At 63.8% G+C, this 13,953-nt stretch carries 16 protein-coding genes and 1 riboswitch; of the genes, 2 read left to right on the forward strand and 14 right to left on the reverse strand.

Annotated features, from left to right (window positions below; genetic code table 11):
* Nucleotides 1–29: 29 nt before the first annotated feature.
* From K5E37_RS29435 to cobO, 13 genes are all read right to left on the reverse strand, one after another.
* A complete protein-coding gene (locus tag K5E37_RS29435; RefSeq protein ID WP_007950415.1) occupies nucleotides 30–152 on the reverse strand; it encodes a hypothetical protein in 123 nt (40 codons plus the stop codon).
* Nucleotides 149–1,357: an MFS transporter gene (locus tag K5E37_RS14315; RefSeq protein WP_221534177.1), complete on the reverse strand. Its 1,209-nt coding sequence runs from the start codon at nucleotides 1,355–1,357 to the stop codon at nucleotides 149–151. Before K5E37_RS14315 ends, K5E37_RS29435 begins: the two co-directional genes overlap by 4 nt.
* A 54-nt stretch (nucleotides 1,358–1,411) precedes the next feature.
* The gene (locus tag K5E37_RS14320) at nucleotides 1,412–1,816 is read right to left on the reverse strand and encodes a MarR family winged helix-turn-helix transcriptional regulator (RefSeq protein WP_007950413.1); all 405 of its coding nucleotides are present in this window, start codon (nucleotides 1,814–1,816) and stop codon (nucleotides 1,412–1,414) included.
* Nucleotides 1,817–1,872: 56 nt separating this feature from the next.
* On the reverse strand, nucleotides 1,873–2,604 hold the full coding sequence (locus tag K5E37_RS14325; protein WP_221534179.1) for an adenosylcobinamide-GDP ribazoletransferase: 732 nt from the start codon (nucleotides 2,602–2,604) through the stop codon (nucleotides 1,873–1,875).
* A 1-nt stretch (nucleotide 2,605) separates the two neighbouring features.
* Nucleotides 2,606–3,181 carry an alpha-ribazole phosphatase family protein gene (gene cobC, locus K5E37_RS14330; protein ID WP_221534181.1) on the reverse strand — a complete coding sequence of 192 codons (576 nt, stop codon included), beginning with the start codon at nucleotides 3,179–3,181 and terminating at the stop codon, nucleotides 2,606–2,608.
* Entirely contained in the window at nucleotides 3,178–4,233 is a 1,056-nt protein-coding gene (cobT, locus tag K5E37_RS14335) for a nicotinate-nucleotide--dimethylbenzimidazole phosphoribosyltransferase (protein ID WP_221534183.1), read from the reverse strand. Before cobT ends, cobC begins: the two co-directional genes overlap by 4 nt.
* The gene (gene cobU, locus K5E37_RS14340; protein WP_085655475.1) at nucleotides 4,230–4,751 is read right to left on the reverse strand and encodes a bifunctional adenosylcobinamide kinase/adenosylcobinamide-phosphate guanylyltransferase; all 522 of its coding nucleotides are present in this window, start codon (nucleotides 4,749–4,751) and stop codon (nucleotides 4,230–4,232) included. The genes cobT and cobU overlap by 4 nt, the downstream gene beginning before the upstream one ends.
* Nucleotides 4,752–4,850: 99 nt before the next feature.
* Nucleotides 4,851–6,353: a cobyric acid synthase gene (locus K5E37_RS14345; RefSeq protein ID WP_221534185.1), complete on the reverse strand. Its 1,503-nt coding sequence runs from the start codon at nucleotides 6,351–6,353 to the stop codon at nucleotides 4,851–4,853.
* Complete coding sequence (gene cobD, locus K5E37_RS14350; RefSeq protein ID WP_221534187.1) at nucleotides 6,350–7,360, reverse strand: threonine-phosphate decarboxylase CobD; 1,011 nt, start codon at nucleotides 7,358–7,360, stop codon at nucleotides 6,350–6,352. The genes K5E37_RS14345 and cobD overlap by 4 nt, the downstream gene beginning before the upstream one ends.
* Complete coding sequence (cbiB, locus tag K5E37_RS14355) at nucleotides 7,353–8,261, reverse strand: adenosylcobinamide-phosphate synthase CbiB (protein ID WP_221534189.1); 909 nt, start codon at nucleotides 8,259–8,261, stop codon at nucleotides 7,353–7,355. The genes cobD and cbiB overlap by 8 nt, the downstream gene beginning before the upstream one ends.
* Nucleotides 8,258–8,908, reverse strand: a complete 651-nt coding sequence (gene bluB / locus K5E37_RS14360; RefSeq protein ID WP_221534190.1) for a 5,6-dimethylbenzimidazole synthase — start codon at nucleotides 8,906–8,908, stop codon at nucleotides 8,258–8,260. The genes cbiB and bluB overlap by 4 nt, the downstream gene beginning before the upstream one ends.
* Nucleotides 8,905–10,200 carry a cobyrinate a,c-diamide synthase gene (locus K5E37_RS14365; RefSeq protein WP_221534191.1) on the reverse strand — a complete coding sequence of 432 codons (1,296 nt, stop codon included), beginning with the start codon at nucleotides 10,198–10,200 and terminating at the stop codon, nucleotides 8,905–8,907. Before K5E37_RS14365 ends, bluB begins: the two co-directional genes overlap by 4 nt.
* A complete protein-coding gene (gene cobO / locus K5E37_RS14370; protein ID WP_007950401.1) occupies nucleotides 10,197–10,808 on the reverse strand; it encodes a cob(I)yrinic acid a,c-diamide adenosyltransferase in 612 nt (203 codons plus the stop codon). Before cobO ends, K5E37_RS14365 begins: the two co-directional genes overlap by 4 nt.
* Before the next feature lie 80 nt (nucleotides 10,809–10,888).
* A riboswitch (cobalamin riboswitch) is annotated at nucleotides 10,889–11,115 on the reverse strand.
* 166 nt (nucleotides 11,116–11,281) lie between these two features.
* Here cobO and K5E37_RS14375 point away from each other — a divergent pair.
* Together K5E37_RS14375 and K5E37_RS14380 are read left to right on the forward strand one after the other, a co-directional pair.
* Nucleotides 11,282–11,866: a hypothetical protein gene (locus tag K5E37_RS14375; RefSeq protein ID WP_007950400.1), complete on the forward strand. Its 585-nt coding sequence runs from the start codon at nucleotides 11,282–11,284 to the stop codon at nucleotides 11,864–11,866.
* 65 nt (nucleotides 11,867–11,931) lie between these two features.
* A complete protein-coding gene (locus tag K5E37_RS14380; RefSeq protein ID WP_221534192.1) occupies nucleotides 11,932–13,245 on the forward strand; it encodes a sorbosone dehydrogenase family protein in 1,314 nt (437 codons plus the stop codon).
* Between the two features lie 65 nt (nucleotides 13,246–13,310).
* Here the strand turns inward: K5E37_RS14380 and K5E37_RS14385 are convergent, their stop codons facing one another.
* Nucleotides 13,311–13,847: a C40 family peptidase gene (locus K5E37_RS14385; RefSeq protein ID WP_011333136.1), complete on the reverse strand. Its 537-nt coding sequence runs from the start codon at nucleotides 13,845–13,847 to the stop codon at nucleotides 13,311–13,313.
* Between the last annotated feature and the right edge of the window lie 106 nt (nucleotides 13,848–13,953).

A 13,953-nucleotide genomic window follows, 5' to 3' on the forward strand; every position in this document is an offset into this window, starting at 1 on the left:
ACCCCGACGTTACTCGCCCTTCCGCCGGTCTAGCAAGCACCCATGCCCAACTGCATCAGCGCCAGCCCGCCCTGATGCCAGCCCCACCACACCAGCGCCAGCAACGCGGCGCCGAGTGCGGTGACGACGATCTGCGGCCAGAAACGGTTCATGCAGCGCTCGCACGCGGTTGCAGGCGCTCGACCGGACGCTCGCGCACCGGCCAGTTCAGCGCGGCCGCCAGCAGACTCAAGAGAACCGCCACTTGCCAGATCAAGTCATAACTCCCCGTTCGGTCATACACCACCCCGCCCAGCCAGCCGCCAAGGAACGAACCCAACTGATGGAACAGGAACACGATACCGCCGAGCATGGACAGGTTTCGCACGCCAAACAAGGTCGCCACCGTACCGTTGGTCAACGGCACCGTCGACAGCCACAAGAAGCCCATGGCCATGCCGAACAGATAGGCCGAAGTCGTCGTCACCGGCAGCCACAGGAACAGCACGATCACCACCGCCCGCAGCAGGTACAACCCGGTCAGCAGACGCGGTTTGGACATCCGCCCGCCGAGCCAACCGGCGGTGTACGTACCGAAGATGTTGAACAGACCGATCAACGCCAGCACCGTGGTGCCGACACTCGCCGGCAAATGCTGATCGACCAGATACGCCGGCAGGTGCACGCCAATGAACACCACCTGAAATCCGCAGACGAAAAAACCGAACGCCAGCAACCAGAACCCGGAATGCGAGCAGGCCTCACGCAGCGCTTCGGACAGGGTTTGCTCATGCCCGAGCACCGGCAGCGGTTTGTCCTTGAGCATGCTCACCAATGGCACGATAAACGCCACCAGCAGGCCCAGCACCAGCAACGCCGCCGACCAGCCGAGCCAGCCAATCAGCCCGAGGGTGCCCGGCAACATGGCGAACTGGCCGAAAGAACCGGCAGCACTGGCGATGCCCATGCCCATGCTGCGCTTCTCCGGCGGCACAGCGCGGCCGACCACGCCGAGGATCACCGAGAACGAGGTGCCGGACAGACCGATGCCGATCAGCAAACCGGCACTCAGGGACAGGCCCAGCGCCGTTTCCGACAGGCCCATGAACACCAGGCCCAAGGCGTAAAGCACACCACCGATCAGCACCACTTTTGCCGCGCCGAAGCGGTCAGCCAGTGCGCCGGTAAACGGTTGCGCCAGACCCCAGATCAGGTTCTGCAAGGCGATGGCGAAGGCGAACACTTCACGGCCCCAGCCAAACTGGGCGCTCATCGGCGACAGAAACAAACCGAAACCGTGCCGCACGCCCAATGACAACGCCAGAATCAGCGCGCTCCCCAGCAACACCCAACCGCACGTACGCCACATCGAACTCATTGTTATTCTCCAGTCGCGGGTATATACCCGCTTAGATTCGGAAAAAACCGGCCCTCAGGCCAGTTCATCCAACAGCCGCAGCAAGGTTTCACGCTTCTCGGCGCCCAGTCGGTCGATTAACCGCTGTTGCGCCGCTTCCCAGGCCGGAAGGGCTGCTGCCAGGCGTTGCGCACCGGTTTCGGTGAGCCGGACGATGCGGTTGCGCATGTCCTCGCCCTCGGCCAGCGCCACCAGGCCCTCGCCTTCCAGCACCCGCAGATTGCGCCCGAGGGTGCTGCGATCCAGGCCCATCGCTTCGGCCAGTTCGGAAATGCTCGGCTGATCCAGCCGCTGCAAATTGCACAGCAAAGAATACTGGGCAACGTTGATCCCGAAGCCGTCGAGAGCGCCGTCGTAATGCCTGCTGACGCCACGCGCGGCGCGTCGCAGGTTGGTGCACAAACACTGAGAAGGAAGCATGATGCGTGTATATACCCGCGACTGTGTTAAATCAAGTTACAGATCAAAGTTACTTATCAAAACAAGGCCAGCCCGACCAGCACTGACATCTCCAGCAATTCCAGCAAAGCACCAGCGGTATCACCGGTGGTTCCACCCAGTCGCCGCACCATCAAATGCCGTAGCCAGATGAACACGACAACCGCCAGCAGCAGCGCCACGACGGCGTTGAACCCGGCGATCACCACGCATACCGCCGCGCTCACCGCCAGCACCTGCCAACCCGTCTTGCGCGGCAGATGATCGGCCAGCGCCTGCCCCAATCCACCGGCCCGCACATAAGTCGTGGTGAGGAACAGTCCAAGCAGCGCCGCACGCCCGATCATCGGCACGATGATCAACGCCAGGCCTTGCTGTTGTTCGATCAACACCAGCAACGCGGCGAACTTGAGCAGCAACACCAGTACCAGCGTCACCACCGCGATCGGCCCGCTGCGCGGATCCTTCATGATCGTCAGCGTACGCTCGCGGTCACCGAAACCGCCGAGCCACGCATCGGCGCTGTCCGCCAGGCCATCAAGGTGCAACGCGCCGCTGAGCAGCACCCACACCGTCAACAGGAGCGCCGCTTGCAGCAACAATGGCGCGCCGGCCAATGCGATATTCAGCGCCCAGAGAATCACGCCGAACAGCAAGCCCACCAACGGATAAAACAGCAGCGACCGGCCGAGCTGTTCAGGCGCCGGCATGCCCGGCAGACGAATCGGCAGGCTGCTGAGAAATTGCAGGGCGATCCACAGGGGCAGCATGTCAGAGCACTTCCCTGAGCGAACCGTCGGCCTCGACGATCAGCGAAAACAGCGCGCCGTGGCCGACTTCGACATTCAGCAACTGCTCACGGGGCAAACCACGGGCCCGCGCCAGCAGCAGACGCATGACGCCGCCGTGGCTGACCAACAACACCCGCTCCCCCGCGTACGCCGCGTGCAGTCGCATGACCGCCGCCAGCACCCGTGCCGAAAAATCGCTGACCGGCTCACCCTGCGGCGGAGTAAACCCATACGGATCCGCCCAGAACAGCCCAAGCGCTTCGGCATCAGTCTCCATCAACGCCGCCGCGCTCTGCCCTTCCCAGGCACCGAAATGCAGCTCTTGCAGATTCTTGTCCAGAGACACCGGCAGATCCCGCTGCGCGCTCAACGCTTCAGCAAACCGCGCGCAACGCTGCAACGGCGAACTGACCAGCCGATTCCACGGCCCCTGCCCGCTCACCGCCTCGCGCATCTGCGCCCAGCCTTTTTCGGTCAGCGCATCGTCGAGGCTGCCGCGCAGGCCGCCGCCGAGTTCGGTTTCACCGTGGCGCAGCAGATCCAGACGCAAAGTCATGCCGGGCGATCCGCCACCGCGGCTTCGGCGAAGGTCGCCATCTGCCCGTGCAGGTCGCAGGCCAGACGCAACAACGGCACCGCCAGCGCCGCGCCACTGCCCTCGCCCAGGCGCAGGCCCAGTTCGAGCAGCGGTTCTGCGCCAAGAGTTTCCAGCACATGTCGATGACCCGGCTCGGCACCGCGATGACCGAACAGCAGCCACTCACGGCAGGCGGGATTCAGGCGTACCGCCACCAGTGCGGCGACCGTGCAGATAAAACCGTCCACCAGCACCGCCACACCTTCCTGAGCACAGGCCAGATACGCGCCGACCAGTGCCGCAATCTCAAAACCACCGAGATTGAACAGGGTCTGCAACGCGTCGCCACGTTGCGCCGCATGCAGTGCCAGCGCCCGCTCGATCACCTGCGCCTTGTGGCTGACGCCTTCGGCATTCAACCCGGTGCCCGGACCGGTCAGATGCGCCACCGGGCAATCCAGTAAGGCACAAGCCAGCGCACTGGCGGCGGTGGTGTTGCCGATGCCCATTTCACCGCCGATGAACAATTGCGCGCCCGCCGCCTTCGCGCGCAGCACGCTATCGCGGCCGCCCTGCAAGGCGAGTTCGCCCTGGGCCTGAGTCATCGCCGCGCCCTTGGCGAAATTCGCCGTGCCCGGGCCGATGTTCAGGTGACGCACGCCCGGCAGGTTCAGCGACGGGGTCACCGTGCCCAGATCCACCACTTCCAGCTGCGCGCCGAGTTGCCGCGCCAGCACGCTGATCGCCGCGCCGCCGCTGACGAAATTCAGCAGCATCTGCCCGGTGACTTCCTGCGGGAACGCGGAAACCCCTTCGGCGACAACGCCGTGATCGCCAGCAAAAATTGCGATCCAGACCTGATCGAGTGTCGGCTTGACCTGGCCCTGCAATCCGGCCAGTTGCACCGCCACCGATTCGAGCTGCCCGAGAGAGCCGGCGGGTTTGGTCAATTGCTGCTGACGCGCCGCGGCGTTTTCAACGGCGTCCGTATCCACCGGTTTGCACGGGTTCAGCCACCAGGCTTGAGTCATAACGCAGGTCCTTTCAGAGTCAGGGGCAGGCCGGCGACCGTCAGGACGACTCGCTGACAACGCTCGGCCAGAGCTTGATGCAGCCAACCGGCTTCATCGACGTAGCGGCGAGTCAATTCGCCCAGCGGCACGACACCCATTCCGGTCTCGTTGCTGACAAAAATGATTTCACCCGGCAGCGACGCCAGGCATTCGAGCAGGGCTTCGCGTTCGGCGGCGAGGCGTTCGGCGTCGTCGAGCATCAGCAGATTGGTCAGCCACAGCGTCAGGCAATCCACCAACAGGCAACGCTCGGGACCGGCGTTTTCGCGCAGGACACGGGCCAGTTCCAGCGGCTCTTCGATCAACGCCCATTCGGCGGGACGACGGGCGCGGTGATGGGCAACGCGTTCATTCATCTCGCCATCCAGCGGCTGGCTGGTGGCGATGTACGTCACGGCCAGCGCGCTGTCGGTGGCGAGTTTTTCCGCCAGGCGACTTTTACCGGAACGGGCGCCGCCGAGGATCAACTGGAGCATGGAGGCATCCTGAAAAAAATTCGTTGAGACAACTGGCCTCTTCGCGGGCAAGCCCGCTCCCACAATGGATGTCGGCCGGACATGGCACTTGAGTACACCTCAGCCCCCTGTGGGAGCGGGCTTGCCCGCGAAGAGGCCATCACATCCAGCCTGGATGCCACAGAGTTCACACAACAGATCGGTATCGAGATGCTTCTCCACCAGATCCGCCAGCCGCTCGATATCGCGTTCGCGCAGGCCGTGGTAATCCACCTCCTGCACATCGTTCAGACCGGCCCAGCGCAACAGCGCCGCACTGGCCGCCGGCGATTCGAACAGGCCATGCAGGTAGGTGCCGAAAATCTGCCCGTCGAGACTTTGCGCGCCGTCGCAACGACCGTCGTCCAGATGCACGGCAGCATTTTCCAGCGCAGATCCCGTCGTCACGCCGGCATGAATTTCATAGCCGCTGACCTCGGCATCTTCCAGCGCCAGACGTCCGCGCACATTGCGCAACTGTTTCTCGGCCTCGAGCTGTGTTTCAAACGCCATCAGCCCCAGACCGGCGCTGGAACCCGGCGCGCCTTCAAGGCCCAGCGGATCGTGCACTTGCTCGCCGAGCATTTGCAGGCCGCCGCAGATCCCCAGCAATTTACCGCCGTAACGCAGATGACGGCGGATGGCGGTCTCCCAGCCATTTGCGCGCAGATACGCCAGGTCACTGCGCACGCTTTTCGAGCCTGGGAGAATGATCAGATCGGCCGGCGGAATCGCTTGCCCCGGGCCGATGAATTGCAGATCCACCTGTGGATGCAGCCGCAGCGGATCGAAATCGGTGTGATTGCTGATGCGCGGCAGCACCGGCACCACCACTTTCAGGACTTGCTCGGCCTTGTCGGTCTGGCGCTGGTCGATGCCGTCCTCGGCTTCCAGATGCAGATCCATCACGTACGGCAGCACGCCCACCACCGGTTTGCCGGTGCGCTGCTCCAGCCAGTCGAGGCCCGGTTGCAGCAAGGCGATGTCGCCGCGAAAACGGTTGATGATGAAGCCTTTTACCCGTGCCTGTTCGCTCGGTGACAGCAGTTCCAGCGTGCCCACCAGATGGGCAAACACGCCGCCACGATTGATGTCGGCGATCAGCAACACCGGGCAATCCACCGCTTCGGCGAAGCCCATGTTGGCGATGTCGCCGGCACGCAGATTGATCTCTGCCGGCGAGCCCGCGCCTTCGACCATCACCAGCGGATACGCGGCGCTCAAGCGCTCGTGGGAAGCGAGCACGGCCTGCATGGCGACGGCTTTGTAGTCGTGATAGGCGACGGCGTTCATGCTGGTAACCGCGCGGCCGTGGATGATGACCTGGGCGCCGGTGTCGCTGTTGGGTTTGAGCAGCACCGGGTTCATGTCGGTGTGCGGCTCGAGAAACGCCGCCTGCGCCTGAACCGCTTGCGCGCGGCCGATCTCGCCGCCGTCGGCAGTCACCGCGCTGTTGAGCGCCATGTTCTGCGGCTTGAATGGCACCACGGCAACGCCCTGGCGGGTGGCCCAGCGGCAGAGCGCCGTCACCAGCGTGCTTTTGCCGGCGTCGGAGGTGGTGCCCTGCACCATTAAAGTGGTCATGCTGGTTTGTTTTCCATAGAGCGTTGCAGGGCGAATGCTTGCAGGGCTTGCTCAAGGCGCGCTTCGTCGGCGGCATCGGCGGGCAGCCCGAAACGCAGGCTGCTGTTGTGCGCGAACAGGCGCAGGAGAATGCCGCGGCGGGCCATGAATTCGTGCAACGCGGCGGCCTGTTCGGTGATCAGCCACTGAAACAGCGCGCAGCCGCCCTGCGGCTTGAAACCGGAACGTTCGAGCAGCGCAGCCAGCCGCTCGCTGGCCTCGTCGCTGCGGATGCGCTGGCGGGTGTGGCCTTCGGTGTCTCGCAGGCAAGCCTGACCCAGCACCCGGGTCGGCCCGCTGACTGCCCAGGGCCCAACCTGTTCGGCCAGCAACCTAAGCAACTTGCGCTCGGCCAGCACGAAGCCCAGCCGCACACCGGCCAGACCGAAAAACTTGCCGAACGAACGCAGCACGATCAATCCCACTTGATGCGCATGCGGGGCGAGACTCAGCTGCGGCGTGTTGTCCATGAACGCCTCGTCGACCACCAGCCAGCCGCCGCGCTGGGCCAGCCGCGCATGCCAGTCGAGCAGGCGCGCCGGGGTCAGGTTCAGGCCCGTTGGATTGTTCGGATTGACCACCACCAGCACGTCGAGGCTGTCGAGAAAGAAATCGACTTCCTGCTCCAGCACCTCACGCACGATATAGCCGCTGCGGCGCCAGGCTTCGGCATGCTCGGCATAACACGGCGACAGCACGCCGACCTTGCCGGCGCGACGCAATCGCGGCAGCAGTTGAATGGCCATCTGCGAACCGGCCACCGGCAACACCTGGCTGGCACCGTAATAATCGCAGGCGGCCTGCTCCAGACCGTCATCGTTTTCCGGCAAACGCGCCCAGGCCCGCAACGGAATCTCCGGGACCGGAAACGGCCACGGCGCAAGACCCGTGGACAGGTCGAGCCAGTCTTCTTCCGCGATGCCGTATTCGAGCGCCGCCCTGCGCAACCGGCCACCGTGCTCAAGCATAGAATTCAGCCCCCACGCAGAGAATCAGCAGCCATAACCATACCCCGCGCCGGACCAATTGCCAGCCGCGATCAATGGAATCGGCATCCGCCGGTGCGCCCTCGCCCAGTTGCGGACGCTCGTGCAGCTCGCCGTGGTAAATCGCCGGCCCGCCCAGTTCGACGCCCAAGGCACCCGCGCCGGCAGCCATCACCGGGCCGGCGTTCGGGCTGTCCCATTTCGGCGCCTGGGTCCGCCAGCATTTCAGCGCCAGTCGGGTTTTGCCCAGCAGCGCGTAGGTCAACGCCACCAGCCGCGCAGGAATGTAGTTGAGGACATCGTCGATTTTTGCCGCTGCCCAGCCGAATCGCTCAAAGCGTTCGTTGCGATAGCCCCACATCGCGTCGAGCGTATTGCTCAGGCGATAGAGCACCACGCCCGGCGCACCGGCCACGGCAAACCAGAACAGCGCGGCGAACACCGCATCGCTGCCGTTCTCCAGTACCGATTCAGTGGCGGCGCGGGCGACGGCGGTGCTGTCCAGCTCATCGGTCTGACGACTGACCAGATAACCCACACGCTTGCGCGCCTCTTCCAGATCATCGGCGCGCAAGGCCTTGGCCACCGGCTCGACGTGCTCACCCAGGCTGCGCATGCCGAGGGCGCAATACAGTGCAAGAATCTCGACGATCCAACCCACGTAAGGCGCCCAGGAAAACGCCGTGGCCAGCAGGGTCAGCGGCAGCACCGCGATCACCCACGCCGTGACGCCATGGCTGCGCCAGCCACGACCAGCACTATTGAAACGTTGCTCGATGCGCCCGGCGAAATTGCCGAACGCCACCAGCGGATGCCAGCGTTTCGGTTCACCCAGCAGCGCATCCAGCGCAACCGCGGCGACACTCAACAACGCCACACTCATTGACTCACTCCCCAAAAATTTTCATACAGCAGCTCATTGAGCGGACGCGCCTGCGCCCACCCTTCGAGTACCAGCATCGGCGCCGGATAGAATTCCTTGACCGGCCCCAGGCAAAGCACCGCCAGCGGCTTGGCCCCGGCCGGCAGTTTCAGCAGATCGGCCAGCGCCTGTGGCTCGAACAGCGACACCCAGCCCATGCCCAGGCCTTCGGCACGCGCGGCGAGCCAGAGATTCTGGATTGCGCAGGACAGCGACGCCATGTCCATTTCCGGCAGCGTGCGACGACCGAAAATATGCCGCTCGCGATCGTCCATCAACGCGGCAACCAGCACTTCGGCGCAGTCGTTGATGCCTTCGACCTTAAGCTTCATGAATTCGTCACTGCGCTCGCCGAGGGCTTCGGCGGTGCGCACACGTTCTTCTTCAACAAGGTTCTGGATCTGGCCACGTAGCGCGCGGTCGCTGATACGGATGAAGCGCCACGGCTGCATCAGGCCGACACTCGGCGCCTGGTGCGCGGCTTCAAGCAAACGGCGCAACAGTTCAGGGTCGACCGCGCCACCGCTGAAATGGCGCATGTCGCGGCGTTCGGCGATGGCGCGGTAGACCGCTTCGCGCTCGGCGTCAGTGAAGGCGTTGTCGGTCATGGCACCAACAGCGCGGCAATCGCCGACGGATTCGACGGGAAATAGAAGTGAACGTACGAGGCGGTCATCCGCCCTTCCCGGTAAACCACCTCCGCGCCACGCCCGCCGTTGGGGCTGTGGCCACGGGCAATCGGCGTCAATTCGGTGGTGGTCAGGGAATGGTGATAGGTGTGGCCGCGCAACAGGCCTTCCGGCAGGTCGACCTCTTGCAAGGCCAGTGCGGCGAGGCGCTTTTGCATCACGGCGTCACCACTCAACAGGCCGACCAAATCAGCGCGGGTGCCTTCGACATCGGTTAGCGAGTCGAGCAGATACAGCATGCCGCCACATTCGGCGAGCAGCGGTTTGCCGGCCGCATGATGCGCGCGGATCGCTTTGAGCATGTCGGCGTTCTGCGACAAGGCAACGTGGTGCAATTCCGGATAACCGCCGGGCAGATACAGGCTGTCGGCGTCGGGCAATTGCGCATCGCGGATCGGCGAGAAAAAACTCAATTCCGCACCCATCGCCCGCAGCAAGTCGAGACTGGCGCCGTAGGTGAAAGCAAAGGCTTCGTCGCGGGCGACGGCAATTCGTACGCCTTCGAGCAACCTTTCGGTCTTCACGATTTCTGGGGCGGCGAATTCCACGGCCGGTGGCAGCGCTACCTCGCAAGTGCCGGCCAGTGCTTCGGCGGCGGCGTCGAGGCGCACGTCGAGGTCATTGAGTTCGCTGGCCTGCACCAGACCGAGATGGCGGCTCGGCAGTTCGATCCCGGTTTCCCGGGACAACGCGCCGTACCAGCGCAGGCCTTCGGTGAGGCTGCCTTCCAGCAACTGCGCATGGCGCACGGTGCCGACGCGGTTGGCCAGCACGCCGGCGAACGGCAGGTCCGGCTGATAGCGCGCCAGGCCTAGCGCCAGTGCGCCGAAGGTCTGGGCCATGGCCGTGCCGTCGATCACTCCGAGCACCGGCACGCCGAAATGCCGGGCCAGGTCGGCGCTCGACGGCGTGCCGTCGAACAAACCCATCACGCCTTCGATCAGGATCAGGTCGGCTTCGGCGGCGGCTTCCCACAAAAGACGTCGACTTTCCTGCTCGCCGACCATCCACATGTCCAGTTGATAGACCGGCGCACCGCTGGCGCGCTCGAGGATCATCGGGTCGAGAAAGTCCGGGCCGCACTTGAATACGCGAACCTTGCGCCCCTGATTGCGATGCAGACGGGCCAGCGCGGCGGTGACGGTGGTCTTGCCCTGACCGGAAGCCGGCGCGGCGATAAGTACCGCCGGGCAGTGACGTGGTTGATTCAAAGTTCGACGCCTTTCTGCGCTTTGATGCCGGCCTGGAAGGCGTGCTTGATCATGCCCATTTCGGTGACGGTGTCGCCCATCTCGATCATTTCCGGCTTGGCGGCGCGGCCGGTGACGATCACGTGCTGCATCGGCGGACGGGCCTGCAGATCGCTGAGCACCTGATCCAGATCGAGGTAACCGTGCTTGAGCGCGATGTTCAGTTCATCGAGCACCACCAGACCGATCGATGGATCGCGCAGCAGTTCGCGGGAGACTTCCCACGCTGCCTCGGCGGCGGCGATGTCGCGCTGGCGGTCCTGGGTTTCCCAGGTGAAGCCCTCGCCCATCACATGAAAACGCACTTGCTCGGGGAAACGGCGGAAAAACAGCTCTTCGCCGGTGCTGTTGCGGCCCTTGATGAACTGCACCACGCCGCACTGCATGCCGTGGCCCATGGCGCGAGCGAGCATGCCGAAGGCCGAGCTGCTTTTGCCTTTGCCATTGCCGGTCAGCACCAGCACCAGGCCGCATTCGTCTGGCGAATTGGCGATGCGTTCGTCGATCACGGCTTTTTTGCGCTGCATGCGCGCCAGATGGCGCTCGTCGCGTTCGGGGGAATCAGTCATGGGGGAGCTCTCCGTTGAGGCTGGATAACGGCGGGCAGGCACAAGAATAGACGGCAACAAGCCTGGCATCGCCCACCGTGATGCCGCTGGATGGATCAGGCCGGTCTCCGGGCTCATGAGCGGCGTTGGCCTGGCTGCGCGCCTTCCCGCTTTTAGGCAGTGGCATCAGACGCAGCTTTTACTCATTTACCGTTGCGGGGGCAGCGCCGGGATCGTGAGGGTTCATCGCTTGAAGACCCGCCTCACCGGCTTCCCTGTTTCACTCTGTCGACATGCGCCACAGAGCACCTGAAACAAGCCGCGAAGGTTAGAGGGTTGGGGGTGGAGCGTCAATTGAAGAGGGGCTTGTGCGGCGAATAACTGCCGCCGATCAATTAACTGACGCCAATCTTGTGCCACACTGTCATGAGTGATATCAAAGAGCCATGCTTTTTGACTGCAGAGAGCACATCACAATAACAAGGGAGAGCACCATGCAAGGCATGATCATCAGCAATCCGCGGCTGGAATTCCTGCGCCCGGTGCTGGAACGCTGGTTTGACTGTATCGACCGCTACAACGCCGTGCGCGGCGACAATGACACGCCCTACTGGCACGACGAAAAAGCCAACCTCGGCCTGCTGTCGGCCGCTGCCTGGATGGCCGAACTGGTCACCCTGCGCGACACCGCCACCCGCAAACAGAACGAGGAAGGCGAGCGCAATGCCCGCGCCGACCTGTTCCTGGCTGGCGCTGAAGATCGCGCCTTCATTCAGGCCACCCAACGCTGGCCGCGCGTCACCAGCCTGAATCTGACGCAGGCCCTGGCGGATATCACCAGCGACGCCAAGCGCATCAGCTACGCCAGCGACCTGAAACTCGGCTGCCTGTTCGTCGCCCCGCAAAAGGCCCAGCACAGCGCCAGCCCGGAAGAGTTGCAGGACATGGTCGACGACCTGCAAAAGGAACACACCTGCGCCGTCGCCTGGTACTTTCCCTACGCCTACCGCAAATTGCGCAGCGAGGCCGGCAACTATCACCCCGGCATTGCCGTGCTGTTCAAGGAAGCCCGCGGCTGAGGGTTGAACCATCGGGCTTGTGCGCTTCTCTATGATTAAGAATGCATTCATAGGGAAGATCAGCAATGCGCAAGCCCCAGCTCGTTTTCGTCATCGTGCTCGCCGGAGGGCTCGCCGCCTGTGGTGAATCCTCCAGCCTGCAAGTCTCCGACGGCACCGGCCCGTCTCCCCGATTGCCCGAACCGAACAAGACCCTGATCCCGACGGTGAACATCGCCCCGGCCATCGGCTGGCCGGCCGGCGCGAAACCGACGGCAGCGGCAGGCACGCAGGTGGCAGCCTTTGCCGAGAATCTCGATCACCCGCGCTGGCTGTACGTATTGCCCAATGGCGACGTGCTGGTGGCGGAAACCAACGCCCCGCCCAAACCCGACGACGGCAAGGGCATTCGTGGCTGGGTGATGAAGAAAGTCATGGGCCGTGCCGGTGCCGGCGTTCCCAGCCCGAACCGCATTACCCTGCTGCGCGACGCCGATCATGACGGCGTGGCCGAAACCCGGACGGTGTTCCTGCAGAACCTCAACTCGCCGTTCGGCATGACCCTGGTCGGCAACGATCTGTACGTGGCCGATACCGATCGCCTGCTGCGCTTCAACTACGAGCCCGGCGCGACCGAAATCAAGAGCCAGCCAATCAAGGTCGTGGATCTGCCGGGCGGCACGCTCAACCACCACTGGACTAAAAACGTTATCGCCAGCAAGGACGGCAGCAAGCTGTACGTCACTGTCGGCTCGAACAGCAACGTCGGCGAAAACGGCCTCGATCAGGAAGAAGGTCGCGCAGCGATCTGGGAAGTGGACCGTGCCACCGGCAACCACCGGATCTTCGCCTCGGGCATCCGCAACCCCAACGGCCTGGCCTGGGAGCCTCAAAGCGGTGCGCTGTGGACTGCCGTGAACGAGCGCGACGAAATCGGCAGCGATCTGGTGCCGGACTACATCACGTCGGTCAAGGACGGGGGCTTCTATGGCTGGCCGTTCAGCTACTACGGCCAGCACATTGATGTTCGCGTGGAACCACAGCGGCCGGACATGGTGGCCAAAGCCATCGCTCCCGACTACGCCGTCGGCCCGCACACCGCGTCACTGGGCCTGACTTTCGCCGAAGGCAATCGTCTGCCGGCGCAGTTCAAGGAAGGCGCATTCATCGGCCAGCACGGCTCGTGGAACCGCAAGCCGCACAGCGGCTATAAGGTGATCTTTGTGCCGTTTGCCGCTGGCAAGCCGAGCGGAACGCCCGTGGACGTGCTGACAGGTTTCCTCGACAAGGACGAGAACGCTTTGGGTCGCCCGGTCGGCGTGGTGATCGACCAGCAAGGCGGACTGCTGGTAGCCGATGACGTGGGGAACAAGGTGTGGCGGGTGTCAGCGACCCGCTAGCGTATTGCAGGCATAAAAAAACCCGTGGGAGCCATTCCGCTCCCACGGGTTTTTATGTATTTGGACTACGGGTTGTGCGCCAGATGCTCTGGCTGCAGAACGCGCTTGGCGCTCAGATAAGCCTTCTGCCAATACGCTTTCGAGAGGCTGTCCAGCTTCACCGTGCCGCCGGTGGCGGGCGCATGAACGAAGCGCCCTTCCCCAACGTAGATTCCGGCATGACTGACCTGCGAGCCGCCATTGGTGGCGAAGAAGATCAGGTCGCCGGTTTGCAGCCCTTCCTTGCCGACATTCGGCGCCTGCATGACGATCATTTCGCGGGTTGAACGCGGCAGACTGATGCCGGCGGCATCGCGGTAGACAAACCCGATCAGGCCGCTGCAATCGAAGCCCGAATCCGGCGTATTGCCGCCCCAGCGATAAGGCGTGCCCACCAGCCCGAGCGCGCGGAACAGCACGTCTTCGGCAGCGGGGGAAAAGGCCTGGGAAGATCCGAACACGATCGGAGCGCGAACCACCGGCGCAGGCGGCGGAGTGCGGCTGGCGCAGGCGCTGAGCAGCGCGGCGAAGAACATCAAGGCAAAGCGGGCCGACATCGTCATATGCAGAACATCCTGATCTGGCTGAGGCTTTGACTGCCGATTCGACAGAAAACAAAACCGCCTGCGTTGGGACGCAGGCGGTTTGCCATCAATATAGATCAGGATT

It is taken from the genome of Pseudomonas sp. RIT778 (assembly GCF_019718735.1).
In the GTDB taxonomy this organism is placed as follows: Bacteria; Pseudomonadota; Gammaproteobacteria; order Pseudomonadales; family Pseudomonadaceae; genus Aquipseudomonas; species Aquipseudomonas aphyarum.

Excerpts from the sequence above, each read along its gene's own strand:
- K5E37_RS29435 (WP_007950415.1), bottom strand. The coding sequence starts at position 152 with ATGAACCGTTTCTGGCCGCAGATCGTCGTCACCGCACTCGGCGCCGCG.
- K5E37_RS14315 (WP_221534177.1), bottom strand. The coding sequence starts at position 1,357 with ATGAGTTCGATGTGGCGTACGTGCGGTTGGGTGTTGCTGGGGAGCGCG.
- K5E37_RS14320 (WP_007950413.1), bottom strand. The coding sequence starts at position 1,816 with ATGCTTCCTTCTCAGTGTTTGTGCACCAACCTGCGACGCGCCGCGCGT.
- K5E37_RS14325 (WP_221534179.1), bottom strand. The coding sequence starts at position 2,604 with ATGCTGCCCCTGTGGATCGCCCTGCAATTTCTCAGCAGCCTGCCGATT.
- cobC (WP_221534181.1), bottom strand. The coding sequence starts at position 3,181 with ATGACTTTGCGTCTGGATCTGCTGCGCCACGGTGAAACCGAACTCGGC.
- cobT (WP_221534183.1), bottom strand. The coding sequence starts at position 4,233 with ATGACTCAAGCCTGGTGGCTGAACCCGTGCAAACCGGTGGATACGGAC.
- cobU (WP_085655475.1), bottom strand. The coding sequence starts at position 4,751 with ATGCTCCAGTTGATCCTCGGCGGCGCCCGTTCCGGTAAAAGTCGCCTG.
- K5E37_RS14345 (WP_221534185.1), bottom strand. The coding sequence starts at position 6,353 with ATGACCACTTTAATGGTGCAGGGCACCACCTCCGACGCCGGCAAAAGC.
- cobD (WP_221534187.1), bottom strand. The coding sequence starts at position 7,360 with ATGCTTGAGCACGGTGGCCGGTTGCGCAGGGCGGCGCTCGAATACGGC.
- cbiB (WP_221534189.1), bottom strand. The coding sequence starts at position 8,261 with ATGAGTGTGGCGTTGTTGAGTGTCGCCGCGGTTGCGCTGGATGCGCTG.
- bluB (WP_221534190.1), bottom strand. The coding sequence starts at position 8,908 with ATGACCGACAACGCCTTCACTGACGCCGAGCGCGAAGCGGTCTACCGC.
- cobO (WP_007950401.1), bottom strand. The coding sequence starts at position 10,808 with ATGACTGATTCCCCCGAACGCGACGAGCGCCATCTGGCGCGCATGCAG.
- K5E37_RS14375 (WP_007950400.1), top strand. The coding sequence starts at position 11,282 with ATGCAAGGCATGATCATCAGCAATCCGCGGCTGGAATTCCTGCGCCCG.
- K5E37_RS14380 (WP_221534192.1), top strand. The coding sequence starts at position 11,932 with ATGCGCAAGCCCCAGCTCGTTTTCGTCATCGTGCTCGCCGGAGGGCTC.
- K5E37_RS14385 (WP_011333136.1), bottom strand. The coding sequence starts at position 13,847 with ATGACGATGTCGGCCCGCTTTGCCTTGATGTTCTTCGCCGCGCTGCTC.